This is a genomic window from Halapricum desulfuricans (assembly GCF_017094465.1).
Classification (GTDB): domain Archaea; phylum Halobacteriota; class Halobacteria; order Halobacteriales; family Haloarculaceae; genus Halapricum.
In genome coordinates this window covers 128021-152960 of record NZ_CP064791.1, presented here as the reverse complement: position 1 = coordinate 152960, position 24940 = coordinate 128021, and the positions used below count along the sequence as shown (strand labels likewise).

Below are 24940 nucleotides of genomic sequence, written 5' to 3'. Positions count from 1 at the left end.
CTCGTAAGCTCCATGGCCAGTCCTGAGGACGAACAGTTGAGGCTCATTACGTGGAATGTAGAGAGATCGTCGATCAGTCGGTTCGAAGAGCAGATGACAGCGCTTCAGGAACGTACGCCAGACATCGTAGCGTTACAAGAAGTCGGTGTAAAGACGAGTCGTCGTCCACGTCAATATCTCCGCAACCACGGTTTCGAATACACCGCGCATAGCCATGAGTTTCGTTTTGACGACCCTGGCAACAGTTCAGGATGCGCGTTTGCGAGTCGGTGGCCATTCAGAGTGCTTCCGCCAGAAACCTTTGAAATGCCGAATAAGCATCAAGCACTCTCTGCGGAATTCTTCACCCCCTTCGGTCGAATAGAAGGCCACACTGTCCACGTCCTCCCAGGTAGCATATATGGCGAGGTCAAGACCGAGATGTTCGAGGCACTCTACGATCGACTCGCCGTAGATGATCCGCCCGAATATCGGTTCCTCTGTGGTGATTTCAATTCTCCGAAAAAAGAAAGCGAGTCTGGAGAAGTCACGGTATGGGGGAGTGACGAGAGTTGGATCAACGCCGAACGCAGTGTCATGGTAGACCTAGCTGATCACGACCTTACCGATGTCTATCGTGAAGTCAACGGCTATGGTGATGATGCGTATAGTTGGACTGCCGAGAATAACGGGAATGAATTCCCACGACGATTTGATCACGTCTTCGCGAGCCAACGACTTCACGCAACTGAGGCATCTTATCTCCACAAGTACGACGACCTCTCAGACCACACGCCACTCGAAGTTGTCTTCGCACCAAAGGGAGGCCTACACGAGGAGGTTAAAGAGATAGACCGTGGCACGTTCTCCGCCGATGACGATCAGACTGTAGAAGCGTCTAGCCCCCCTGTGTCATATGAGGCACTAACCTACGAGGAAGACGTCCGTAAAGTCGCTCCAGATGCCAACTACCGGCGGGGACGGTTCAAAGTAGGATGGAACGACGCCGTCAATGGCAAAGAATTGAACGAGGAAGTGTTGAGTCAACTCACCTGGGAGAACCTCGGGTGGCGACTCGGGAAATTGTTCGGTGAGACTTCAGAGGACCTCAAAGAAGACCTATACGAGTGGTGTGTTGAACAGCAAATTGAGTAATATCGACACAAGCAGAACACCGGAGTTACTTTACGAGCAATTTGCTATGTGGTGTGTTGGGAAATAGAGATCCGCCAAGGCGTTAGATGGCTGAATGCCACCTACTGTGAACCGTGAGTGGAACGATTATCAAATCAATCGTCTGCGATGGCCTTCGTCTTGGGTTTGAATACGTCAGTCAAGCTCAACAGCTCAATATACGAGGAATCACCGTCGCGCTGGTACGTGATGGACCCACTGTCGTGGTCAATCTCGATTTCCCCGCCAATGTATCCTGTTCGCTCCACTTCGTTCAGCTTCGTCGGATCTCCCTGCTCCCAATAGATGATAAGATCAATGTGTTCCAGCGGGCTCTCGTTCTTGAAGTGCTCTGTAAGCTGGTGGTGAATCGCAGCATTCCGGAGTTTACCCTGATGCCGGACGATAGCCTGGATGTCAGCATCCGGCTGGTAGTCTTCGACCTGCAAGGAGAAGCCGGCTTGCTGCTGAGACGCTCGTTCGACCGCGAGTAAGACTTCAGCTCGGTTAGATGGCTCAAATCGCTCGCGCTCAGTAACCGATTTTCGCCGATCTTGCAGGGACGATTCCTGCGTCCGGGCCCGACGCTTGAGTTTCCCCTCTCGCCGGATTTCGAGATAGTTCTTGAACCAAGGGTCCTGAGTTACCTTGGACATATAGAATTCTACTTCGTCACGAACTGCTCTGAAGACTGGATTCGATTTATTCCGGATCGTTTCCCGGTTGGCAGATAATTCGAGATCCTGACAGTTGACAATGAAGAAGAAGTGAATGAACTCGTTGTCGTGAGAGATGGTTTCGTTGATCTGCTCCACCTTGATGTGATCCTTGGCGAACCAGACACCGAACTGCACCGAATGACGACCGTGTGTGGGTAGTTCGTTTCTGGCAGCCTTCCCTCCAACCATCCCGACTATTTGTACTGTCGTCATTCCACCATCGTATTCGACTTCAATCTCACGTGGCTCGTAGTGTTTGCACATCCGCTCTGCTGGGAACTCGTCGTCACTGGGTTCTAGCTGCTCGTCAGGGAATTCCAATCGACTGGTGGTGACGAGTTCGTCCCTCGTATCATCGATCTCCTCACCCAGGTCTACTCGGATGTCCATCTCTCTGGGATTATCTTCGAAGAAATGGGCCGTCGATCCAGCGATTGTTTTCCACTTCAGGTAGTGATGGATCTTGTTATATGTGAGTGATTCGGGATCGAATCCCTCACCAGAACGGAAGTTTGTGATTTTGATACGCGTGCCCTGATTCTCATCCCTGACATCTGCTTTAGTCAATTCGTATTCTGGGAGTTCCTGCCGATTAAGTTTCTCCCAAGGGTTATCCATCACCGCTCGGCGGTTAACCCCGTTCTTGGCCGTATTGACCACAATGCGATCACTCTTGTAGAAGATCTTGGTGCCGTGGCCCTTGTACCCGATAGAGTCCGTCTTCTGGGAATTACCGAGGTCAAAGAACGATTCTAGGTCGCGCTCGTTCATTCCGTTCCCGTCGTCTTCGATAATGATGTCCGACCCCTGCGGTCGGCTTCGAATCGTAATCTCGATTTCCGATGCTTCAGCGTCGTACGAGTTCGAGAGTGACTCACGGATGACTTCCAGTGGATCCTCGAAGTCGCTCGCAATCTCTAAGAACTCGTTTACCTCGTTGACTTTTGGTGCTTTCTTCATTGGAAGTACCCTCCGAGCGATTGATTGACGACTTTGTGCGCGACTTGCCGCGTCTGTTTATCTCTGGCCACTGTGGATTCGATGTATTCTCTGAGAGGGGCGGTTCCCTCTGCTCGAATACGGTCGCGAATGGTCGCAAGTTCCTGTTTCTGAATGATGAGATTGTGTACAGCGACTGCCCCGTAGATATCCTTCTGATACTCTGCGTCGCCTCGCATTCGTTGTCTATGGAGCTCTGACGAACAGACAGGACAATCACAGTTCTCGAAAGAGACCTCGGAGATTGGTACGCTCTCCATCATCGATTTGTAGTACTTCCCGTTGATCGCATTGTGGAGGTAACTCGAGGCGTCGAAGCTATCCACACCGAGAGCAGCCAAGAGGGGTACTGCCCGGCTAGAGATCCCCAGCACGTGGAGAGGCATATCGTCGAACCCCCAGTCCTGAAGCACCTCTTGACAATCCGTTACCGCCTGGATGAGGAGCTCTCGATTGTCTTTCTTCGGGACTAAGCTGCCAAGTGCAACGCCGTCGAAAGCCTCGTGAATCTCTCGCGTATCGACGATACTCGTGATTTTCTCGAGGAATGCGTCCATCATCGAGTAGTTGTATCCATGAAGGGTGAGATACCGAGCACCGTCAAAATCGCTAGACAAGTCGAGGAACTCAGCGATGTTGAGTGCTGTTTTCTCTGCTTTCTCCATCCGCTGCTCGTGTGAATCGTCGGGTGCAATCGGGTGGTCCAGGTTCAGGATGATGTCTGCACCCATCTTTTTCTGAATCTCGTAGATCTTTTCCTGATCGATATCGACCTCGAAGTCACTCCCGTCGATGTCACCCCCATCGAGGAATTTGAACCCTCCAGAATCGACGAACAACGTACCGTTGTAAGGTTCGAACAGTTCGCGTTCTTTGATCGGTGTATCGAGATAGCTCTGATAGCGTTCGTGGGTGATGTTGTAGTCCGTTAGCGACGCGACTGACGTCATCGTGCAGTCGAAATACTCAGAATAGTCTCCGCCACCGATTCTGTCGGCACCAATCATGAATTCCTTGATAGTTCGGTGGATACCACCACCAAACACGCTTCGTTCTGTTCCGCCACCGTAGAAATTGAGTACCGGGAAGAGATTCGGCGTTGCTAACTCTTGACTTCCGATTCGGAGTGTCCCCGTACGTGCATCACCAGCTACGGCGTCAACCTCGAAATCAAATCGTCTCGTTACTTGTGACATCACGGGGCCTCCTGCAAGATGGAGTCGTTCCCATTAATAAACTTCTTGAGAGCGTGCCCCTTCGTCCCGATCCCATCTCCAGAGATATACGAAACGTCTGCTGGAATCTCCTCGGGGTCCAACGCGTGGCGATACGTCTGCCCCGCATTAATCACGACTCGCTCATATCCGCCGTCGATAACCAACTCGCGCAGTTCTTCAGTTACCTCGTCCGCTAGTTCCTCTGCACGCTCTTTCGACATTCGCTGGTCGTACTCCATAATCAGCTCGTCTGGGCTGATGAGCCCATGCTTTGCTGACAGGATTGCAATGTCAATGTCCTCCGCAAACTCTCCAGTACGTCTCGACTTCTTGATTATTTTGTAGAAGTATCCAGAGTACAAATCGATAGCCTGGACCGGTTCAGTAGTCGATTTTTTGGATTTAGAGCATGACTGAACCAGCAGCGTGGACATGGAGCGTTGTACTGATCGGTGGGACTTATACCTTGTGACGACAGCCTACCACTCATTCATCACTGAGTGAGATATCATCTGCTACTACTTCGCCTTGTAAGAACTGCTCTCCAAGTTCGGTAACCCGATAATTTGAGGCATCAACTCGTTGTAGAAGGCCAGCATTGGCAAGCTTTCGACATCGTCGAGAGATGTACTCTCCCGTGTAATCGATGTTGGCTGCGATAACCGCAGGTGATGCGACGATATCTTTCTCTCGTAGAAACTCCAGAATTCGCTCGTCGGCTTGAGTCATCCAGTCTATACGTGGTCGCATCTACAGCGGAATACAGCGATATGGTACCTAACAGCAGGTGGAAACCTGTCTGTGGACTGTATAAACTGTGGTGGCAAACATAGATTTTTGTGGTTGGAATCTATATTCTGTATCATGCTACTTGAGGTCGACCACGGGGAGCGCTGTATTGGGAGATCGGCCCCAATTTCAGAGGGAGCCCCAGATGGCCGATGACAACGAACTCGAAGACTTGCTTTCTACGCTGTACCACGCTCTGCGTGCACCACGACGTAGGTTTGTTATCGAGATTTTGGAAAATACGACTGAAGATATCGTCACTACTCGCGAACTGGCTCGGAAGACGACCAGTATGGAACTCGGAGTTCCGGAAAGACAAGCGACAGGGGAGTCGTACCGGAACGCGTACAATGCACTCTCGCAGACACATTTACCGACTCTTTCGGAGGCAGGGATCATAATCTATGACTCAGAGCGACAAACAGTGATGCCTGGAGCGAACTTCGACCTTGCAGCACTCCTTATAAATACTAATACTCCAACTGTCGATGTCTTCGCATCCCTACTATCAGGAGATGAAAAGCCATGATATCATTCAGAGGTGGCAAGAAAAAAGACAGTGGAGCTATTCCACATTTGATGAGCGCTCTGCGTATTCAATCGGGTCACGTTCCCCCAGATTCTGGAACGCTTGCAGTCTGAACGCACAGGAGTCACAAGTTCCGCACGCTGGCGCCTCGTCCCGGTAGCAACTCCACGTGTGCTCATATGGTACCCCAAGTTCGAGTCCGCGCTCCGCGATATCGGTCTTTGACCACTCGACGAACGGAGCAATGAGTTCGATTTCGGTGTCCGGTTTCGTCCCGACATCAATGACCTGCTGGAACGCCTCAAAGAACTCTGGGCGACAATCAGGATACCCAGAGAAATCCTCGCTATGCGCGCCAATGAATATCGCCGAACAATCCTGCGCTTCGGCGTAAGAGACGGCCATCGAGAGCAAGTTCGAGTTCCGGAATGGGACGTACGAACGGGGGATCTCTTCGCTGTCCATGTCGGCTTCTTCGACGTCCATCTCGTCGTCAGTGAGACTGGAATCGCCGATCGTCGCGAGATGCTGTGTCTCGACGTGGAGAAAGTCCGCCGCATCGACTTCTTTGGCGAGTGCGCGTGCACATTCGAGTTCCTTGGTCTCCGTATTCTGCCCGTAGGACGTGTGCAGGAAGTACGGCTCGTAACCGCGGTCGATCGCTTCGTAGACGGCCGTCGCACTGTCCATGCCGCCCGATACCAGAATTACCGCTCTATCTTGGTCACTCATAGCGTCTCACCGTTGTCGGTCCGCGCGATTGCGTCGCGGAATCGCTCTCGCTCGTCGTTCGTCGGCGAGCCGACCGTGGCTCGCGTGGTCGTGGTCGTTTCCGTCTCAATACCGCGCATCGCCTCACACATGTGTGTCGCCGAAACTTCGACCATCACGGACTCGGCTCCGAGCTCGTCAGCGAGACCGTGAGCGATGTCCTGGGTCAGCTCCTCTTGCATCGTGAGCCGTCGGGACTGCCACCGAACGTAGCGGATCAATTTCGAGAGGCCGACGACCTCTCCAGCCGGGCGGTAGGCGATATGCGCAGTCCCCCTGTACGGGAGCATATGGTGCTCGCAAAGACTATAGAGGGGGATTCCAGTTTTCACGACCAGATCGTCGTTTGTCGCTTCGAAGGCCCGCATGGTCGGCTTCTCGCGTTGCCGTGACCCCTCGCTCAGTGTCTCGAGCATGTCGGGCACACGGCGCTGCCACGTATCGGTGAGTCCATCGGCTTCAGGATCTTCACCGATGGCCTCGAGCAGCAGCTTGACGCCCTGCTGGGCTTTTTCGTGGTCGATGGCAGCGTCGGTGTCCGTGTTCACTGGAAACGGTTCCTCCGTCGTTACGTCGTCGAGTTGCGTATCGTCGCTCATGTTCAGGTACCAGGTGCGTCGTTCCAGAGGTCCACGTGAAGTCGTGGGGTGTAGCGGTAGCCGTACTCCATCGCGAGTTCGGCGACCGTCTCTCGAGTGTCGTCCAACTCGTCGCGGGTCATTCCTTCAGGCATCAGTAAGACGTCGTCGTCCTGGATTTGCTTCTCAGTCGCCTCCCGAATCCTGGCGATCATGTCTTCAATCTCGGCCATGTCTTCGGGATCAGTGACAACGAACTTGAGCTGGCTCGAATAGGCATCAACCATTTCGGCGATCGCGTCAATGTCGATCCGCCGTTCTTCGTGTCGCTCAGCCCAGTCACCGTCGCCTTTCGGATCGCATTCGGCAGTTGGGGTGCTGCTCTGAAGTTTCGGGCTGATGCTGGCCAGGTCGATATGCGCGTCGCGATAGATGGTGCCGTTCGTCTCGACCGTTGTGTGATAGCCTCGTTCTCCGAGGCGGTCCAATAGTTCCACGCATTCGTCGTGGATCATCGGCTCACCGCCAGTGAGTACGACGTGATTGGCGTCATGGTCCTCGATGTCACTGATGATGTCGTCGATATCCATCCACGCGTGGGTGGGTTCCCAGGAGGTGTGGTAGGAGTCGCAGAACCAGCACCGAAGGTTGCAGCCACTCGTCCGGACGAAGACTGTCGGCACGCCCGCAAGCTTTCCCTCTCCCTGTAACGAGTAGAAGAGCTCGTTGATAGGGAGCGCATTGTCGCTGTCTGGAGAGGATTCGTCGTCGAGCGCGTCGGTATCAGCGTTGACTGGCATCAGTATGTCGCACAGAGTTCGCCCGTTTCACTCACTTCGACGGACACATCTGAGACGTTCTCTGGGAACGCTTCGAGCATCCGTTCTTCGAGAACGATGCTCATCACCTCGGCAGTTGGCGGGTGTTCTAACACGACAACTGCGTCACTGTCACCACTCTCTTCGAACGCCCCGATAAGAGGATCTCCCTTCTCCAGAAGGAATCGGTGATCCCAGTTGGATATTACCGAGGTAATATCTCCTTTGTCCACAATCCACCCTTCTTCACTGAGAGTACCGGTGACCTCGACGACAATCTCGTAGTTGTGGCCATGGGGCCGAGAACACTTCCCATCGTGGTGTTGAATGCGGTGTCCACTGCTGATCCGAATAGGACGATCGCGACCTACGACCAGCGTTCGTTCTTCCTGCATCCGATCTGTCGTGGTGCGTGTCTGCTTCTTTGATCCGACTCTCCCAGGCATACTCCGATATTATCTGGGTGCTACTTAAACCTAACCGGAGCAGAGTGAATGTGGAATTCCGGGAAGTGGATCTGTCGTCATGACATCATCATAGATTTGGATCTGAGTGAGGCATCAATCGACGATTGAGTAAGCCGCTACGCACCGTTTCAGTCAGTTACGATGGCAGACAAAGAAGGGCGTGTCACGCGAAACTCGACCAACGATGATAGCGAAGGGTCCAACACCTCTCCCCAATTATCGGTCGAACAACTACTCGCATCCCTCTCTGGTGATCGATTCCGCGACTGGTATCGTGAACGACAGTACCGACAGAACATCGAAAACGGAACTCCATTCTTCAACGGCCCAGCATCTGTTCCCGATTCCGAACGACACAGTCCGAGCAGGCTCCTCAAGTGCCATCGGAAAGTAGTCTATCAGCAATGCAACGCACCCGAAGAAACGTCCGATCCAGACGGTATCTTCTGGTTCGGGACACGGTTCGAGGAAGATCTCGCGTTCCCATTCTTGGAGCGCGCGATCACTAATGCGGACACGTACGTTCAGAACTCTGTCTGGGTAGACTTTCGAGTGGAAACTAAGGGGGTCGAATTACAGATCAAGGGAGAAACAGACCCACTAATCGTTGATGCAGACGCCACCCCGATCCTCCCGACAGAGATCAAGACGAAATCGTCCGTAGAGCATACGTCGGAACCGAATCGATCGCATCGTGCTCAACTACACGCGTACATGGCGGGCCTCTCGGAGAAGTTCGGTGTTGATCTGACTGATGGTGTTGTAATGTACGGGAGCAGGAAAACAATGGACGTGAAGATATTTCACGTCGAATTCGACGAAGAATTCTGGGAAGACGTAGTCCTAGAGTGGGCAGCTGACCACACCCATTACCGCCTTACAGAGGAACTGCCTCCTGCGGAACCTGAGAATGATTGGGAATGTAAATTCTGCTCGTTCCGGGAGCGGTGTGGAAAAGGAGACTCAAATCACAAAGATCTCGGGACGGACGGGTTCCTCCCCAACTTCGCTGATTATCCGCGTGAGAAGGTTGTTCGGTACTTAGAATCAAACCCTGATGCTCTGTTGACGCCTGTCTTGGCCGAAAAATATCCAGACGTAGCTGATGAGTACGGGGTTTGTACGTTTCAATGCCCAGGCTGTGCTTCGTCTTTTGAGTGGGATTCTATTGGCAGACAGGATAGAGTTGGCAGGTCACGACCGGTTTGCCCGGTCTGTGCAGAAGACGATTCCCTGAGGGAACTCCAGATTTCACCGCATGAACAGCGCGGATCGTCTAATGAAGAAAAGGGAGTGACAGGTGAAGGGGCATGAGTACGATTCCCTCAGTGAGACCAGATGACTCAGAGACTGAGTTAGATCAGGCCAGCAATGATGAGTTGGACGCTGCAATCTATGTGAGAACCTCTTCGTCGTCTCAACGATTCGGTTATTCAATTGATGAGCAAATTCGACGATGCTGGGAACGTTGCGACTCAGCAGGATGGACTGTCAAGTACGTGTTCAGTGACGAGGCTGAATCGGGTCGAAATACGGAACGTCCTCAATTTCAGCAGATGCTCCAGAGAGCTGAAGAGAAAGTTATTGACGTCGTAGTATTCTGGAAATTGGACCGGTTCTGCCGGTCACTGACTGACCTTGTTAATGTTGAAGAACGACTCAACGAGTGGGGCGTAGCTTTACACAGTGTCACAGAACACATTGATACCACATCTCCCGTCGGGCGTTTTAATTTCAGAAATTTAGCGTCAGCCGCGGAACTCGAAAGTGACCTCACTAGTCAGCGAGCAAAGATGGGGATGTATGGATTGGCACAAACCCACCGATGGCCAAATGAGAACCCCCCCCTTGGGCTATAAATTACAAAGTGACGATACGCTGGAGATCGTCGCTCTTGAAGCCGAGTTAGTATACCGAATATTTCAATTGTATCTTGACGAGCGGTCTATGCCAGAGGTTGCCTTTCGACTAAATGAGCGTGACATTACGACAAAGAGTGGAGATTCTTGGACTCGCCAAGCAGTACGAGTGATTCTGGCCAACGAGATCTACGTTGGGAAGTACAAAGTGGCTCAGTTCGAAGAAGAGGTTCCAGAGTACCGAATAATTCCAGACCAGTTATTTGACGACGTTGCCCAAGTCAGGTACCGGTTCCAAAATTCCAAGCCGCGAATGAAACGTGACCGGAAAGAGAGGAAAGCAGAGCGCGTCTTGAAAGCGTATCAGGGTAACGGGGATATTAATGACGAATTCTGATATGAAGCAATGTCCTAAGTGTGGTGCAGAGGTGATCAGTAACACATCGGGGACCAACTCCCCATTCTGTACTACCTGTGGCTTTGTAGTAACGGAGGAGGTAGAAGAGAACGATCGAGCCGACACTGAGAACACGATTCAAGCAGAAGCTGATCTCGATCGGAGTAAACAAGTTGTGGCCCGGGACTCCTCTGACGAGAACCTGATCCGTCTATTAGAAACAGTCGATGAGGTTGGGGATCGACTATTAGTCGAACCTAGCGAGAGAAGACGTTCGGGTAAAATCGCTGTTCAAGCATGGATCGAGGGCTTGTTAAGTGGTCGAAGTATTCGGCACGTTGCGGCGGCATCTGTGCTGATATCTTGTCGTCTCTCACACCGGAATCGCCCCTACAAGAAGGTAGCCGTTGCTGCCGAGATTGACTCTTCTTCCCTACACGAGACTTGTAAAGTATTGGTTAATAATATCGAAATTGAACTTGATCCACCACGTCCTGTTCACTACCTCCCGTATATATACAAACAGTTGGACCTCCCCCTGGATGCTTTCGACCCATATTCATGGATTGAACAGCTACAAGAGATGCCCAAAGGGAATCCAGTAGGAGTAGCAGCTGCGGCCGCGTACTTGGATTTACAAGATACTGATTCTTCAGTCTCGTACCGCGAGATGGGGGAGCTAGTCGGCTTGACAAAAGAAACGCTTTGGAGACAATCTGTCGAACTACGAAGTCCCGAATCCTGACAGTGTTTCTTGTCTACGGCTCTCCTCTGGATCAGAATCGTCAGAATTCAGTTTCTCCATCAGACTCAGATCAATGTCAAATCGAGTGACTGAATCCTCAAATCCGCGTTTTATTTTGTGAGGACTTGTTCCGCTATAGAATTCGAATCCACAGACTCCGCAACTGTAGCAATACCTCTCCTTCCAGTCAGCTTCACTAACGTCGAACCGTTCTACTGACTGGCACTTAGGGCAAGAGAGAGCCGCAGTCTGGTGAAGCTCTTGGATCTCCTTTTCGGTCAACAAAGGTCCCTGGTGTCCACAGCTATCGCAATCGTAGGTCTGTAACCAGTGTCCCATTAATTTCTCACCACCATTTGGACTAAGCTCTCCGTTACACTCTCGACAGGCTGAGAGGCTACCGAGGATGTCGTGGAGGTAGTCAAGCCCGTACCGGTCTACAGCACGGTTAATAAACTGAGGAAAATCGGGGTGATCCTCGCCACCTCGACGTTGTTGGAGGATGTTTTGCGCTCGACGGAAAGTCTCTATGTCCACCACCTGGATTTCTGGTTTTGTCGAGACGACGTGTCCTTTGTAATCGAGTTGTCCGACACACAGCCGGCTTTCAAGCAGTGATTTCAGATTAGTGTCACTGAGTTCATCGTCGTCTTCTTTCCTTCGTTTTTCATTTATTCTCCGGAGCGTTTCACTTCGATTTTTTGTGCGCAAGAACGTTTTGAACGCCCGGTAGATGATCTCTCGTTCACTCTCTTTCACATGGATATTGTGGTCGGAATCAGTGTGGAAACCAAACGGCGTATTACTATTACCGAATGGGTATTTTCCCTCTGACAAACTCTGTTCAACAGATCCTTTTGCTCCTTCCTTTAATCTCAGGAACCACTTCCGAGCAAATACTGTCTGGTTCAATAGGTTATGTACATCGTTGATATCGTCCCAGTCTACATAGCCTATTGACCCAGCGTAGATCTTGCAATCCAAGTTCCGTAGCTTATTGTAAAACTTATGAGCTTCAAACACAGGCGCTCGCGTAATTCTGTCTACTTCCATAGCGGAGAGAATATTGATCTCTCCTTTGCGTGCGGCCCTCAGTAGCTCATTCACCCCCTCTCGGTCCATCGTAGCGGCTGACTCTACTACACTAACTTCTTTTTCGATCGTTCCATCTACTCGATCAACCTCAGAGTATTGCGCGTCTAATTGGTGGTCACGTGGCGCACTATTGTCGTTTTTATCTGTGCTACTTCTCGCGAGTAGCCCAAATTTTGGGTCTGCAAGCTCAGTTCCGTAGATGCTTCCGAGGGGAAGAGTCCAGGTCAACAGCGCCAGGTTGTCTGGTAGACGCACCCAGACCACTAACAGAATATATGCACCACATATAATAGAGATGGACAAACCACCTATGGGTGTCTTGTCCATCCTTACTTTATGTACTGCATACAGTCCTTGGTGTATGAGTGAGGGAGAGCGACTGTGCGATGCGATAGTTTTCTTTTCGAATTGTCCAGTCAAGTCAAGTGAGTAGACAGACAATTGGTCACGTGTGCGTTCGCAAGCAGCGATGGCTACCTGGATCATCTGGAGGGTGAAAGCACAGAGCAGAGCTTGTGCCTGAGATCCGGTACTGTTCAGTTTACCACGTGTCGTGAACCGTTCTGCAAGTTGTCGTATTGCTTCGGAGACCATCACTTGCCGCTCAGATGATAACTCCGGTATTGCTGTGGAGAGAACACCCCTTTACAACGGAGTTTATAAGGCATTCAGCAGTTTCCTCAGCCATGGCTGGATTTGAAACCCACATACTCCAGAGTATTCTCAGGCAGGCAGATCAGCGATCTGCGAACAAAGCTAATTGTCTGAGTACGAAAGATGTTAGATATATTCTCACTGAGGATACAAGCACATACAAGAAAAGTGAATTAGAAGACCGAATTGAGGATGGTCTTGAATCTCTTGATGAACGGTTTCAGTGGTTGCTAAACGACATTGCTCTCCTCCATTACCAGGGAGAGGTTCATGCTACCGGTGAAATCTGGAATAGCATATTGGAGACGGAAGGGTTCGCTCGACACCTCTCAGAAAAGAAGGTCACATTATCGACAGAGGAGATCAATCAACCTGAAACGAAACTCGGCTATGACCTGGGATTAGTCATTGCGATGATGTCTGACTTTGCACAGAATAGAGAGGAGGTATTGGATCTTATCTGGGGCTTTATACTTGCACACAGCGCAACTGAGTCTGGCCAAGAATTGGATGAGAGGAAGAACTTAGAGGCGATTTTTGAGGGGCTCGAAAATAGAAAACGGGACCACTATAACTATTTCATCTCATTTGAAAGTGGGGTGAAAGAGAAGGAAAACAACGTTCTCACGGATGTACTGAGTGAGTTTGATCTTGCGTATAGTGACCTTCTCTCTGGCTTGGTGAGTTCACGTGCTCAACGCTACATGTACGAGAATGACGTTGGCAAAAGACAGTCAATAAGATCTGTTGTGGAGGGTCTTCTAGACAACACCTCCTTAGATCAAGCACAGAAGGTTCGAACCAAGTTGGACACTGAGTGGGACAGTCTTCGGGAAGCGTCAGCGCCGGGGGTGGATGCGGAGGAGATACTGATATCGGTCTGGAATAAATCACAACGAAACTCAGGAGAAATAGCTATTGACCTGTATAAGTCGAGTTTCAAGGGAAATGTGACAGAGACTCTTAACAAATTAGCAAAAGATGGAAAGAACAGATCGCGGTCTGTTACAGCAGTCTACGAGCATGCCCCAATTGTCAAATGGGACAATACTGAACAGTATTGGGTGACAACGGATTACGGCGATCTGCTGTGTTATTTCAGAGAAAATGATAATATTGAGTGGCTCCACGATTACGGCATTAATCCCGAAGATGATAAACTAAAAGATAGAAAAATAAGTCAAAGAGAGTGGGATTTAATACAACAAGGTGCAGAACCACTGGTGGAAATCCTTTGAGAACAGGAATTACATTACGTCTAGATGATGTGTAGAAGGTGTCATAGAACAGTTGGCATGCCCAGCACACGGATCGTTCGATACAGTTGGAGTACCGGTCAACGATCGAGGGGTAATGGGCCTGTTATCGAGAATTGCGCTGTGGTAAGCATAGTCCACAGAATGGCGCTTGTGAGTGATTTCTGAAATGGTCCGCATTACAAAGCGTGATATAGCCGTACGTGACTTCATGACTCGGCCTCCGAACGAGATAACGACGCCGATTATAGAGGCTGTGTCTGAAGTGTTGGAGACACCGGTCGAAACAGTCCCGCCACTCTCGGATGCCATTAACATTGATGGATTAGAGGAACTCATAACCGACGATCCCGCCCATGACGTGACGGTGACCTTTGCTTACGCTGGATTGCGCGTACTCGTTCACTCAGACAGGACTATCTTCGTTTGCCCGCTTCAGAATGCTCGAATTGCCCGAGGGACGAATGATGATACCCGATAAAGACACATATACGTTCTAACGGCTGATTCATCGAGTTAGTGCTCCGAGAAACACCTTGTGAATCGTTTTATCACACCCTAGATGTGTAGTCTACTGGTTGGAAACCAAACTTCACCAAACCAATAGACCCTAATAAAAGCCAAGTGAAAGCCCCCTTCTCACCTGTTACTGTTCAGGTTTCGGTATTTCTGGGCCAGTGTGGGAATGCAAGGTAGACCCCCGAAGAGATCACGTCTAAAAGGAAATTCGCACACGTGCCTGCAACAAGAAGCAGAGGAGTACCTAAGCAGGGTTGCAAATACTGCTCCAAAAAACACTTTTCACGCCCATCACAGCCGTGTCAATGCTTTTGTCGATTGGACACAGGAGAATTCAGCTGTTGAAAATCTGGTAGAGCTTGCATCAAGCTACATCGTACATATCTCGACGCGCTCTACAAGTGCCGATACCGTTTCTGGACATATAGACACGATTGCGAATTTTATTTCCTATCTGGACCAAGACGATCCGCGGCTCGTGACAGCAAAAATAGTATTGTCAATCAAAGAAAATATGGACGAAGGTACCGGCAGATTCCACGGAGTAGAGGCGAAGGCCACTAATTGGAAGCAACCAACGTGTCTTGAGAAAAAGATCGAGTGTTACGTTGACTATCTTCGCCACAGCTGTTACGGAACTCGAACGCACGCATACGTGGAAACTATCCTCGAAACAAGAGGTTGTCCTGGACCAATACTGGACCTGAATATCGCTGATTTGGACATAGCCAACGAGGAAGTCAAGATCGGGATTCCAGATACACATCTCGTGGCTGCCATAGGGTTAGTTGACACGCGGACAGTGGTGGTGTCCGATCAACTCAAGCAGGTCCTGAAAGAGTACATTGAGCATCATCGTGACTCAGTCACTGAACAAGAGCCCCCGCTATTCACCACATCACATGGGCGTGCAGCGCCCTCAACAATTCGTCGGTCACTTAGCAGAGGGGACGAGAAGATTTCTGATCAATTTGCTAATACAGAGTGTGAACCGACTACTACAATGACATCCCTTAGTCCTGAGAACGTGTGGAAGTACGCTATGGCGAGCATTATTGAGTGATATTCATGTCCGACGCGTTGGTTGAGGCACTGTCCGGGGTTGATGACTCTCAGGCTGTCGAGGAGATACTCGATGCCTTCGGAATCGAAACGGCATCCACAGACTCCAGTCACTCGAACCAACCAACGTTGTCCAACCTATACGACCGATTCTTGCGTCGTCGCCAACAACGGAGTTCGGCGACACGCGCTCAATACAAGCGCACGATCCCGGTTTTCATCACATTCGCCGAAACCCACAATGTTGATCATCCCGGTCAGATTACGACGGAGCTAGTAGACGAATTCGTCGATGGACTTGAGGCCTCGTTCAGCGCTGATGCCACGATATACACATATACGAAGAACGTCCGGACCTGGCTTAACTGGTTAAACGACCGCCAGCTCTGCGATGAGGCTGTATACAATATCCTCTCCAAAGACGAACTTGGGCTCTCACCGAACGCTCGAGATGAGGCACTACCCGCAGACGAAGCGACAGCAATCCTCGAAAAACTTCGGTCACGACGTTATGGAACAGCGATTCACACGACAACAGAGCTGTTCTGGAACGGGGGCCTCCGACTCGGTGACGGGCACTCGCTCGACCTCTGTGACTTCTATCCAGAGGAGAACGAACTCTGGATCGCTCACCGACCCGACACAGGTACCCGACTGAAGAACGGCTCTGAAGACGACGACACCCCTGGAGACGGGGAACGGTACATCGAACTTAGAGACGAAGTCGTCGAGGCACTCGAACACTTTATCAAATACGAGCGACCGGATGTCACCGACGAGTACGGCCGACAGCCACTGTTCGCCACAGAGTACGGCCGGGCTTGCAAAGCCACGCTACGCCGATGGCTCTACAAAGCAACCAGTTGCCGTTGGCAGCCTGATGGACCGGAAAAACCGGACTGTGATGGAAGCTGTGATCCCGACGCGGACGTCTGCCCTCTGTCGTACTATCCTCATGCGATTCGGCGTGGGGCGATCGTCAATCATCTCAGCGGAGGATTGCGGCAGGACCTTGCTAGCCAGCGCTTCGATGTCAGTGTGTCTGTGATCAAGAAACACTATGACCCACGGACGAAGCACCAGCGCAAGGAAGACCGTGCAGAGGCCGTCAGAAAGTGCTGGGGGGACTAAGACAACGGTGGGAATTACCGTATAAACAGGGTTTGTGAATCTTCTCAGGCCCAATCATCATATGATCATGTTTTTACCACAAATGGCCGTGGAAAATTGCTAAATATAGCTTGATTTCACTCCTAACTGAATCCTAATAGGTCTCGCCCGCTATGGACGGGCGGCGATCGCCATCTGGGGTTGTACACATCTATATCCACATACTTTCTCGGGCCAATTCTGCGATCCAATTCCACCGATTACGTCGGTCAGGAAGTACTGCATGTGACGACCGAGTGGTAAATGGCTGGATTTTTGAATCTCCCTCTTTTGGTTAACAAGTAATGTATATAGAACAGATGGAAAGAGCCAAGCGCAGATTTATAATAACTAACTCATCAATAATTTTATTTGGAGTGGTTATTTGGTACTTTATTGGTCCGCAATCTCCAATTTCTGGATTAGGAATAGCAATTGTTGGGGGCGGGATTATTAGAACAATTGACTATAAAATGTATGTGTCTGATAAAGAAAAAGATTTCATTGATGAATTGGTGGACCGGTGGGGTGTATTGGATATCCAGAGCGGGAGAGGAAGAGCAGAAAAAGAACAGTACGAACAGCTAATGCGGCAATGTGACGATAAGTTACATATACAGGCTATTTCTTTGACTAGATTTCAAAATGATCTAGGCGATATTTTGAATCGCCTTGGGCAACTAGATGTTGAGATTCGTTTACTATTGTTAGACCCTGAGTCAGACATCTGTGAGTGGTATGGTGAGGAAGATCAGGAGCGAGGCGATCTACAGGCGACAATAAGAGAATCCGCACAGCGATTGTATGAACGTGAAATTGAGACTTTGGAAGTCAGGTACTACGACGCTATGCCGGCAAACTACTTTAGGATCGATTCAAAAGCCTTTGTTGGCCCCTACTTTATAAGCGAACCAAGCAGAAGCACACTAACCTTTTTAGGTCGAACAGACGGAGACTTAGTTGATAGTTACACTCAGCACTTCGAGTCTCTGTGGCAAGACGGGCGACAACCATCTATCGAAAACGACTAATATGAAATAAATGAGAGAAGAATTGAATTATCCGGATCAACTACAGCCATTCTCTGTTAGTGACGACCTCCTTACGGATATCTTGGACGACTCTTCTGAGATAGAAAAAATCGATGGTTACCAAGGTACCCCGATCTCAGGAGTTGGAGATGTATACACGCCGAAATCACTTGTTGAGTTTATACTGGATTCGGTAGACTATACTGCTGAAAATGAAATTGAACATGTGAAGATTGCAGACCTATCCTGCGGGACCGGTTCTTTTATAAAAGAAATAGTCAGGAGGCTTCGTAACCGGTTGATTAAGATAGGCTATGATCCAGATAGTCCGGAGGGAGCCCGCCAGATCATTTCAACAGTTAAAAACAATATATACGGGTACGATATTAATTCACTCGCAGTTTGGCGAACTTCCCAACTAATTCTCGACACCCTGAAAAGAGAAATCAGATCAGCAGACGCAAGAAATCCGATTTCAACACTACCGGTTTATCATACCAACTCTCTGAATAAGAGGACAGAGATTGCCTCTGACAAATTTGATATTATCGTTGGGAATCCCCCATATATAAGACATGATGAAATCTCCTCTGAAGAGGACAAAATTTACAGAGAAAAATATGACTCTGCTATTGGAAAATACGATATCTATCTACTTTTCTTTGAAAGAGCTATTGAACTCTTGGATAGAGGTGGCAGCCTTGGCTTCGTAACGCCAGATAGGTTCCACCAATCAGATTATGGTAAAAATCTTAGGGAGATAATTACTAATAGGACATATATAGATCAAATAGTCAAAATAGAGAATGATCCGTTCCCCGTTGTCAATGCATATCCCTGTATAACAATTCTACAAAAACAGGACACTTCCTTCCCCAACTATCAGAAAAACAATTACCTAACTTACTGCGAAACTACAAGTGAACGACTAAACGATTTACGACGTTCTCTCAATACTGATCAAGGACGCTCTGAATTCAGTGACTGTGCTCAAATTGAACAGAGCCAACTTGGCGAAGACAGCTGGCAATTTATGCCTCCAGAGATTCAGAAACTGAGATCTCGGATAGGAAAGGACTTGACCCGTATTAAACAGACGGGGATCCAAATCAGAGCGGGCATAGCTACAGGTGCCGATGATATTTTCATTCTAAATGAATCTGATGCTCAAAGAATGTCTAATCAGGTGGTTTATCCACTAATTAGAGGAAAGAATATCAGAAAGGGCGAAATAAATCAAGATTTGTATATCTTTAACCCATATAATAGCAATGGTGAGGTCATAGATTTAGACGACTATCCTCAGGTAAAGGAATATTTGGAATATCATCGTCCTGATCTCCAAGATAGGTATTGTGTTAGAGAAAAAGGCAAGTTGTGGTATGAAACTCACGATACTATTAAAACAAACCTCGAAACAGAAAGGAGAATTGTCACTCCTGATCTGACTTCACACTCACGATTTGCAGTGGCAGAAAGGATGATCTCACATAACACCTGTTACTCTATCTTCTATGATGGTGATCTGAAGACTTTGGCTGCCATATTAAATAGTAGTGTATTTGAGTTCATACTGAAATCATCTCTGCCTGAAATGGACTCTGGTTTCTGGCGACAAATGAAGAGAGACCTAGTTGACTTACAAGTTATATTGCCAACGGAAATTGATCCGAGCGTAGCAGACGAATTGGCAGACAACTACGACAACAAGCGATGGGAAAAAGTAAACTCAATCATGTATGAGATACTGGGCTTGAATGGTGAGGAAGTCGAACAAATAGAGTCATTTATAAACTAATTCGAATCTATTTTACTTAGAATCTGTTCATCTATCGTAGTATATAGATTATCGAGTGTTCCCTCGTTCACGATTAAAATGTCTTCTTCACTGTCGAACATTTCCATAATCCCAAAATTGTATTCTATGAAGTCTTTTTGTAGGAAATCTTGATATTCGTATTCTGATTCGGGATTATCCCGTCTTAGTTTTCGTTGGTACCGTAGTAGACTATTTGCATATAATCCAACTACAAGAACATCAGAAAACTTTTTCTTAATGAAGTCCACCTCCTGTTTCGTCCGGAAGCCCGAAATAATCGCCTCACTTTCATCAGCCTCAGATATTTCCCCACATACGGGCCTAGCAAAGGTCTCCTTGCCCTCCCTGTCAAACTCCGTTTTTACAAACTCCATTAAAGAACCAGAAAAAGTAGAGTTAGAATATCGGCTTTTGACGAACTCACTTGCCTCAAAGTGATCTGTATCACGTCTTTCTTGTATGTATTCAGCACTCGTGGTCTTTCCTGCACAAGAGGGTCCAACTATACACAAAATCAATCTACTCATAAATCACTCAAGCTGGATTGTTTAGGATCGCCAGTAGATTCCCCGAAAGAGTCGGTATCTTTGTATATGACGTTCTCAATATTGGACTCCACTACAGTACGTATACTATCAGGAGTGATTTTATTTCTTATTATAGAGGAATACTCGCCAATCCGTTCACAGATTCGATCAAAATTCGGTTTTCGAAAGTCATATTCTAAAAACTCACTGATATTCATTTCGTTATAAACTTTTGTAGACCCTTTTGGAGTGAAATACAAATTAAAGTCATCTGAACTTAACCAGGAGTACTTTTTATTCTCTTCTCTAATCTCCCCGTCCATATTTATTTTCCCCTTCTGCGTATTAGTGAATATGAGAGGATCATGGTCTGGAATATTAAGAGCTAATCCTGACTCAATAGTGGCGCCGGGATTTCGACTGAACTTCAATTTTAAATCCTCATCTGATTTAGTGTCCCACCACTTTTTGAAATATTGACCAGGGCCCCTGCTATCCATCGCATCAAAGAACACCGAAGTTTGTTCAATCATAAAGAAGGTATTTCTTATATCATCAAATATCTTTCTTTGGATAGCTTCAGATAACAACAGATCCATATTGTCCGATTGAATCTCTTGGTATTCCCAAGGAACCTGCGCTAACACGACATTATGATTTTGAGTTAAATTGTTATGGTGAGATAAATACCGCAAGTGGTCGAACTTTCTACTACTAGTAGTTATCAATAGCAGAGGTATATTATCATCAATCATATGTGGATGTGGTTCTTACGCCTCACACTTTCAGGGCAGTACATATATTATTTCTCCCCTCGTTTTGTGGAGCGTGTCAAGTCACTTGCCATGAAAATAGAAACCGGATGCAGATTACACTTCGGGTTAATTGATCTAAGCCGTGAATCGAACCGTGTGGATGGCGGGATAGGCCTCGGTTTAAAATATCCTGGTATTGTGATAGAAGCTGAGGAATCCGATATTCTCCAAGTACAGGGGCCTAAGCGAGAGCGAGCGAAGACAGCAGCAACTGCGGTTATTCAAGAATACGGTTTAGATCCAGTTAAAATAACAATACGACAAACTATTCCGCCACATAGAGGACTGGGATGGGGGACTCAACTTTCTCTGGCCGTAGGATTTGCTGTAGCGGAGATCAACGACAAAAAATTGTCTACGAGGACTATGGCTGAAGTTGTAGGACGTGGTGGCACATCAGGTATTGGTACAGCAGTATTCTCTGAAGGGGGATTCATTTTGGATGGAGGTCATAGTTTAGATAGTAAGAGCGGATTCTTACCCTCAGCAGCATCTGATGTGCCACCGCCACCAGTATTATCCAGGTTAGAGTTTCCAGATTGGCATATCAAGATATTCCTTCCAGATTCAGTTGGTGCTCATGGTTCTGACGAACTCACAGTATTTGAAGAAGGATGTCCTATTCCTATAGATGAGGTGCAGAAACTTTCACATATAATACTAATGAAATTGATTCCGAGTATCGCACAGGGTGATTATATATTGTTTCGAGAAGCAATAAATTCGATGCAGTTCATTGGTTTCAAAAAAAGAGAGATAAAGAGACAACCAGATTCACTATCTTTAGTTAATGAGTTGCAAGAAATGGGATACGCTGCTGGCATGTCGTCATTAGGACCAGCTGTTTTTGTGATATCCCCAGATCCAATAGATATAGAGTATGATGGGGTGAAAAGTATAGACACAGAAGCTTCGACCACTGGCGCAGAATTCACAGATCGATAATGTTCTTGTGAAGAAGATGGTTGATACCGTCACTGCATGTAGCGGTAGCCGACGGGCCCTGGGTTGAACATCTCTATGGTCCGATAGAGTTTCAGGAGTGGAGACAGGAATCGCACGACAGCAAGTAATCAACAATGTGCTACGCAAGAGCAAATATATAATAAATCCGAAATTTGGACACGAGATGTCTGATCGCGCTATGCTAGTCACTTCATCGGTCCTTGGTCGGAATACAGGTGAGGGAGCTATTCGAGTGGTCAGCGCCACCTTTGCACGTTCACTGATCATCAAGTCGAACCAGCTACGTCCGCGTCCAGCGATTTTGTAGCCTCTATGGCCCCAGGAGCCTGATTGAACGCTCAAATGTTATGCAGACCACTCCAATAACTCCCTCAGTTAATTCCACAACTTTCCATTCACTAAATTTATTGGCCGGTACGCGCCCTGTATCAAGACTTTCCAAAACGGTTACTGGATGAGGATTTCCAACACGGTCACCAGTTCAGCACTCAATCCTTTCTAACGGGCCTGAGCTATTGATCAGGCAGGTACTGTCGCCGCTGTCTCAACTTCTCTTGTGGTGCCCGTTGGTCGTAATGCCGGTCGATCACGTCCATACTAACATCCATCCGGTCACGGACGACCGGTTCCGGCGTGTCTTCTTGAAGATGGTAGGTTATCGCCCCGCGGCGAAAGGGATGGGGGCTCAGCGCTGAGGGACACGAGTGTGCCTGCGAGGTTGGCCGTGCTTCACACTCCTCGATCTCACGGTCGTGCGGACATCTATCGCTGTATACGCAGGGTCGTGTGTACTGGTAGGCGATCGACCTGGCCCGATTCCTGCTCAGTCGTGAGCGCTGGGTGGCAAAGAGTGGATCGCGGCCGTAATCGTCCTCAGCGCCAGGATGATTCACAGAGATCCAATCGTCGAGGACGTCGCAGACGCGCTCGCTCAGCGCCACGAAGCGTTCACCACTCCCCTGATTCTTCAGCGTCGTCCCGGTATCTGGCCGGTGACTCAGCTCCAAAGATCGTTCGTCGGAGTCGTAGTCAGATACGTCCAGCCCGGTTGCAGCACCGACCCGCAGTCCAGTGTGCCACAGGACTTCGAGTAGCGCGTGCTCCAAGGTCGCGTATCGATACTGTTGGAGATGGTCGAGAATCTCATTAGCTCGGTCAGCTGTGATCAACTCATCACGTGCATCCTCAGCGGTGGTCGTCGGGAGGATGATCTTCTCGTCGAGACCCGGGGTAACCGCGTCGATGCTCGCGCAGAATCGCAAGAACATCCGTAACGTCGCCAGTTGACCTTTCATACTGGCCGTCGCTAGGCCGTCTTCTTCGCGGCGCTTGACCCGAAACCGGTGGATGTCGCGCCCGGAGAGGTTGTTCAGATTGTCGATGCCATCATCCTCGCACCACAACACGAACTGCTTGAGACGATAGCCGTGCGACTGGATAGTCGCCTCAGTGAGTTCGTGGCGGCGTTCGTCGAGATACATTTGCTTGCCTGTGCTGGGTGCCAGTGGTTCGAGTTCGTCTGTCATTCTACGGTCTCCCGAAGGCTCGAAAACAGGGGCTCTCTCTCACCGGCCGTCTCAGCACCTGATACGCGGCTGAATAGCTAGCTCATAGCCATGCATCCTGCGGATGTTCCCCGGCAGGGCCCATGATTCTGCGACGAACGGACGTGAGGAGCGAATCGTGTTGCCCGAGGATTTGAACCAGACGGCGGCGAGCGTCCGCGAGCCGTCGGCGAGGTTCACAATCCGGCAGGGCCCATCACAATTCTGTCCGATTATGAGCCGATCAAATTCGGCCGATAATAACCCCTTTAGTAGCTGAAGAACCGGTATTCGATTCTAAGAGAGGGGCGAGAAAACGCAGGTAGTCGGTAGGGAGCGGTGCCAGTGTCACTCCCGAAGCGTCTCGAACGTCCGATAGGAGAGCCACGACAGATCCCGAGCGGAGAGGTACTCGGCGGCTTCCGGCCAGGAGAGACACGCTCGATAGGACGCCCAGTCGTCCAGCCAGGGGTAATCCGAGCCGATCATGAGGCGCTCGGGACCGAACCACGACAGGAGTTTCCGGACAAACAGCCCGGCAGCCTCGTAAGGCCAGGCATCTCCCGACGCCCTCGGAATCGAGCTTACCTTGACGTAGACGTTCTCACGCTCCGCCAGCGTCTCGATATCGGTCCAGGGCTCTTCGTCGGGGCTCATCCCCTCGTCAGGCCAGCCCATATGTTCGAGGACAAACGTGACATCGGGATTGGCCGCTGCGAGCGCAGCGAGCAGAGAGTACTGCCCGGGTTTCGCGAGGACGAACACGGCCGCATCCTGCGTGGCGAGCTCGTCGTACAGCGGATCGAGCGCATCGTCGGCGATCCAGTCCGCCTGTCGATCCATCTCACCGGGCGTCTCCCCGTACTCGAAGGCGGCGTGGAACCGAATCCCGAGCATCCGTTCGTGACCGATCACGCGGCGAACAGCCTGTCGGAGATCGGGTTCGTCCTGGAAATACTCCATGACACCCACGCCCCACAGGCGTTCGGGATGAGCCTCGATCGTCCGGAGCGTGTACTCGTTGGCTCGTTCGTCGCGGCCGTAGATCGTCGTCGGCTGCAACACCGCTTCGTCGACTTCGGCCGCATCCATGTCGGCGACGAGATCCGCGTGGGGATACGGGCCGGACCACTCCGGCGGGAGATCGGCACTGTGCCAGGGCAAGTCGGCTGTATCGGGCCCCCAAGCGTGCGTGTGTGTATCGACCAGGCGCATACGACTGCAGTAGGTGGTCAGGTTTGTATAGCTGTGGCAGGATCCTCTTTCACAATTAGCGTATCGGGGGTTGCGAATTGGTAGAAACAACTGAGCGATGAACCGTATTCATCGAGTTAGCGTTCCATCCCGGAGTAAGAGTGACACAGATGATCGTCCGCACGGGTGAGAAAGTGCTACAGCGAACGGACCCCACGCTGAAGTAGCGCCGGAGGATCGTCGGAACGATCTCGATGTGAGAAACCCCA

General features: G+C 49.6%; 26 protein-coding genes. 13 read left to right on the top strand and 13 right to left on the bottom strand.

The annotated features are described in order from the left end of the window. The first annotated feature begins 12 nt into the window (after positions 1 to 12). Positions 13 to 1134, top strand: coding sequence for an endonuclease/exonuclease/phosphatase family protein (locus HSEST_RS00795; protein WP_229121669.1), 1122 nt, complete (start codon positions 13 to 15; stop codon positions 1132 to 1134). A 134-nt stretch (positions 1135 to 1268) separates the two neighbouring features. On the opposite strand, the gene HSEST_RS00790 is transcribed toward HSEST_RS00795, so the two are convergent. From HSEST_RS00790 to HSEST_RS00775, 4 genes are read right to left on the bottom strand one after another with little or no spacing between them, the layout of a single operon-like run. Continuing rightward, positions 1269 to 2831, bottom strand: coding sequence for an ATP-binding protein (locus HSEST_RS00790; protein WP_229121668.1), 1563 nt, complete (start codon positions 2829 to 2831; stop codon positions 1269 to 1271). Continuing rightward, a complete protein-coding gene (locus HSEST_RS00785) occupies positions 2828 to 4066 on the bottom strand; it encodes a tRNA-guanine transglycosylase (RefSeq protein WP_229121667.1) in 1239 nt (412 codons plus the stop codon). The genes HSEST_RS00790 and HSEST_RS00785 overlap by 4 nt, the downstream gene beginning before the upstream one ends. Beyond that, positions 4066 to 4521: a DUF6884 domain-containing protein gene (locus tag HSEST_RS00780; RefSeq protein WP_229121666.1), complete on the bottom strand. Its 456-nt coding sequence runs from the start codon at positions 4519 to 4521 to the stop codon at positions 4066 to 4068. Before HSEST_RS00780 ends, HSEST_RS00785 begins: the two co-directional genes overlap by 1 nt. A gap of 52 nt (positions 4522 to 4573) precedes the next feature. Then, positions 4574 to 4837, bottom strand: a complete 264-nt coding sequence (locus HSEST_RS00775; protein ID WP_418886526.1) for a winged-helix domain-containing protein — start codon at positions 4835 to 4837, stop codon at positions 4574 to 4576. Between the two features lie 184 nt (positions 4838 to 5021). Between HSEST_RS00775 and HSEST_RS00770 the strand changes: the two genes are divergently transcribed. Further along, on the top strand, positions 5022 to 5405 hold the full coding sequence (locus HSEST_RS00770; RefSeq protein WP_229121664.1) for a DUF7344 domain-containing protein: 384 nt from the start codon (positions 5022 to 5024) through the stop codon (positions 5403 to 5405). Between the two features lie 36 nt (positions 5406 to 5441). Here the strand turns inward: HSEST_RS00770 and queC are convergent, their stop codons facing one another. Genes queC through HSEST_RS00750 form a run of 4 tightly spaced genes read right to left on the bottom strand, consistent with a single transcriptional unit; the run spans position 5442 to position 8018 of the window. Further along, positions 5442 to 6137 carry a 7-cyano-7-deazaguanine synthase QueC gene (queC, locus tag HSEST_RS00765; protein ID WP_229121663.1) on the bottom strand — a complete coding sequence of 232 codons (696 nt, stop codon included), beginning with the start codon at positions 6135 to 6137 and terminating at the stop codon, positions 5442 to 5444. After that, entirely contained in the window at positions 6134 to 6775 is a 642-nt protein-coding gene (gene folE / locus HSEST_RS00760; protein ID WP_229121662.1) for a GTP cyclohydrolase I, read from the bottom strand. The genes queC and folE overlap by 4 nt, the downstream gene beginning before the upstream one ends. Positions 6776 to 6777: 2 nt before the next feature. Beyond that, the gene (locus tag HSEST_RS00755) at positions 6778 to 7554 is read right to left on the bottom strand and encodes a 7-carboxy-7-deazaguanine synthase QueE (protein WP_229121661.1); all 777 of its coding nucleotides are present in this window, start codon (positions 7552 to 7554) and stop codon (positions 6778 to 6780) included. Beyond that, positions 7554 to 8018, bottom strand: coding sequence for a 6-pyruvoyl trahydropterin synthase family protein (locus HSEST_RS00750; protein ID WP_229121660.1), 465 nt, complete (start codon positions 8016 to 8018; stop codon positions 7554 to 7556). The genes HSEST_RS00755 and HSEST_RS00750 overlap by 1 nt, the downstream gene beginning before the upstream one ends. Before the next feature lie 162 nt (positions 8019 to 8180). On the opposite strand from HSEST_RS00750, the gene HSEST_RS00745 reads away from it, so the two are divergent. The 4 genes from HSEST_RS00745 to HSEST_RS00730 all read left to right on the top strand — a co-directional run bounded on the left by HSEST_RS00745 (position 8181) and on the right by HSEST_RS00730 (position 11040). Then, complete coding sequence (locus HSEST_RS00745) at positions 8181 to 9353, top strand: CRISPR-associated protein Cas4 (RefSeq protein ID WP_229121659.1); 1173 nt, start codon at positions 8181 to 8183, stop codon at positions 9351 to 9353. Next, the gene (locus HSEST_RS00740) at positions 9350 to 9898 is read left to right on the top strand and encodes a recombinase family protein (RefSeq protein ID WP_229121658.1); all 549 of its coding nucleotides are present in this window, start codon (positions 9350 to 9352) and stop codon (positions 9896 to 9898) included. The genes HSEST_RS00745 and HSEST_RS00740 overlap by 4 nt, the downstream gene beginning before the upstream one ends. An 88-nt stretch (positions 9899 to 9986) precedes the next feature. Continuing rightward, a complete protein-coding gene (locus tag HSEST_RS00735) occupies positions 9987 to 10295 on the top strand; it encodes a recombinase family protein (protein WP_229121657.1) in 309 nt (102 codons plus the stop codon). Beyond that, the gene (locus HSEST_RS00730) at positions 10282 to 11040 is read left to right on the top strand and encodes a hypothetical protein (RefSeq protein WP_229121656.1); all 759 of its coding nucleotides are present in this window, start codon (positions 10282 to 10284) and stop codon (positions 11038 to 11040) included. The genes HSEST_RS00735 and HSEST_RS00730 overlap by 14 nt, the downstream gene beginning before the upstream one ends. Here HSEST_RS00730 and HSEST_RS00725 read toward each other — a convergent pair. Then, positions 11020 to 12462 carry a recombinase family protein gene (locus HSEST_RS00725; RefSeq protein WP_229121655.1) on the bottom strand — a complete coding sequence of 481 codons (1443 nt, stop codon included), beginning with the start codon at positions 12460 to 12462 and terminating at the stop codon, positions 11020 to 11022. The genes HSEST_RS00730 and HSEST_RS00725 overlap by 21 nt on opposite strands. A 359-nt stretch (positions 12463 to 12821) precedes the next feature. On the opposite strand from HSEST_RS00725, the gene HSEST_RS00720 reads away from it, so the two are divergent. The 6 genes from HSEST_RS00720 to HSEST_RS00700 all read left to right on the top strand — a co-directional run bounded on the left by HSEST_RS00720 (position 12822) and on the right by HSEST_RS00700 (position 19604). After that, positions 12822 to 14027, top strand: a complete 1206-nt coding sequence (locus HSEST_RS00720) for a hypothetical protein (protein ID WP_229121654.1) — start codon at positions 12822 to 12824, stop codon at positions 14025 to 14027. Positions 14028 to 14214: 187 nt separating this feature from the next. Then, positions 14215 to 14526: a HalOD1 output domain-containing protein gene (locus HSEST_RS14610; RefSeq protein ID WP_418886525.1), complete on the top strand. Its 312-nt coding sequence runs from the start codon at positions 14215 to 14217 to the stop codon at positions 14524 to 14526. 198 nt (positions 14527 to 14724) lie between these two features. Further along, positions 14725 to 15627, top strand: a complete 903-nt coding sequence (locus HSEST_RS00715; protein WP_229121653.1) for a hypothetical protein — start codon at positions 14725 to 14727, stop codon at positions 15625 to 15627. Between the two features lie 5 nt (positions 15628 to 15632). After that, positions 15633 to 16757, top strand: a complete 1125-nt coding sequence (locus HSEST_RS00710) for a tyrosine-type recombinase/integrase (RefSeq protein ID WP_229121652.1) — start codon at positions 15633 to 15635, stop codon at positions 16755 to 16757. A gap of 323 nt (positions 16758 to 17080) precedes the next feature. After that, on the top strand, positions 17081 to 17806 hold the full coding sequence (locus tag HSEST_RS00705) for a hypothetical protein (RefSeq protein WP_229121651.1): 726 nt from the start codon (positions 17081 to 17083) through the stop codon (positions 17804 to 17806). A gap of 10 nt (positions 17807 to 17816) precedes the next feature. Then, the gene (locus tag HSEST_RS00700; protein ID WP_229121650.1) at positions 17817 to 19604 is read left to right on the top strand and encodes an Eco57I restriction-modification methylase domain-containing protein; all 1788 of its coding nucleotides are present in this window, start codon (positions 17817 to 17819) and stop codon (positions 19602 to 19604) included. On the opposite strand, the gene HSEST_RS00695 is transcribed toward HSEST_RS00700, so the two are convergent. Together HSEST_RS00695 and HSEST_RS00690 are read right to left on the bottom strand one after the other, a co-directional pair. After that, positions 19601 to 20152, bottom strand: a complete 552-nt coding sequence (locus tag HSEST_RS00695; protein WP_229121649.1) for an AAA family ATPase — start codon at positions 20150 to 20152, stop codon at positions 19601 to 19603. The two genes, HSEST_RS00700 and HSEST_RS00695, sit on opposite strands and share 4 nt — an antisense overlap. Next, a complete protein-coding gene (locus tag HSEST_RS00690) occupies positions 20149 to 20907 on the bottom strand; it encodes a non-canonical purine NTP pyrophosphatase (RefSeq protein WP_229121648.1) in 759 nt (252 codons plus the stop codon). The genes HSEST_RS00695 and HSEST_RS00690 overlap by 4 nt, the downstream gene beginning before the upstream one ends. On the opposite strand from HSEST_RS00690, the gene HSEST_RS00685 reads away from it, so the two are divergent. Next, positions 20908 to 21912 (top strand): beta-ribofuranosylaminobenzene 5'-phosphate synthase family protein, encoded by a 1005-nt coding sequence (locus HSEST_RS00685; protein WP_229121647.1) that lies wholly within the window; start codon positions 20908 to 20910, stop codon positions 21910 to 21912. A 533-nt stretch (positions 21913 to 22445) separates the two neighbouring features. Here HSEST_RS00685 and HSEST_RS00680 read toward each other — a convergent pair. Both HSEST_RS00680 and HSEST_RS00675 read right to left on the bottom strand, forming a co-directional pair. After that, a complete protein-coding gene (locus tag HSEST_RS00680) occupies positions 22446 to 23459 on the bottom strand; it encodes a tyrosine-type recombinase/integrase (protein ID WP_418886524.1) in 1014 nt (337 codons plus the stop codon). Positions 23460 to 23825: 366 nt separating this feature from the next. Next, positions 23826 to 24692: an amidohydrolase family protein gene (locus tag HSEST_RS00675; RefSeq protein WP_229121645.1), complete on the bottom strand. Its 867-nt coding sequence runs from the start codon at positions 24690 to 24692 to the stop codon at positions 23826 to 23828. Positions 24693 to 24940: the final 248 nt, after the last annotated feature.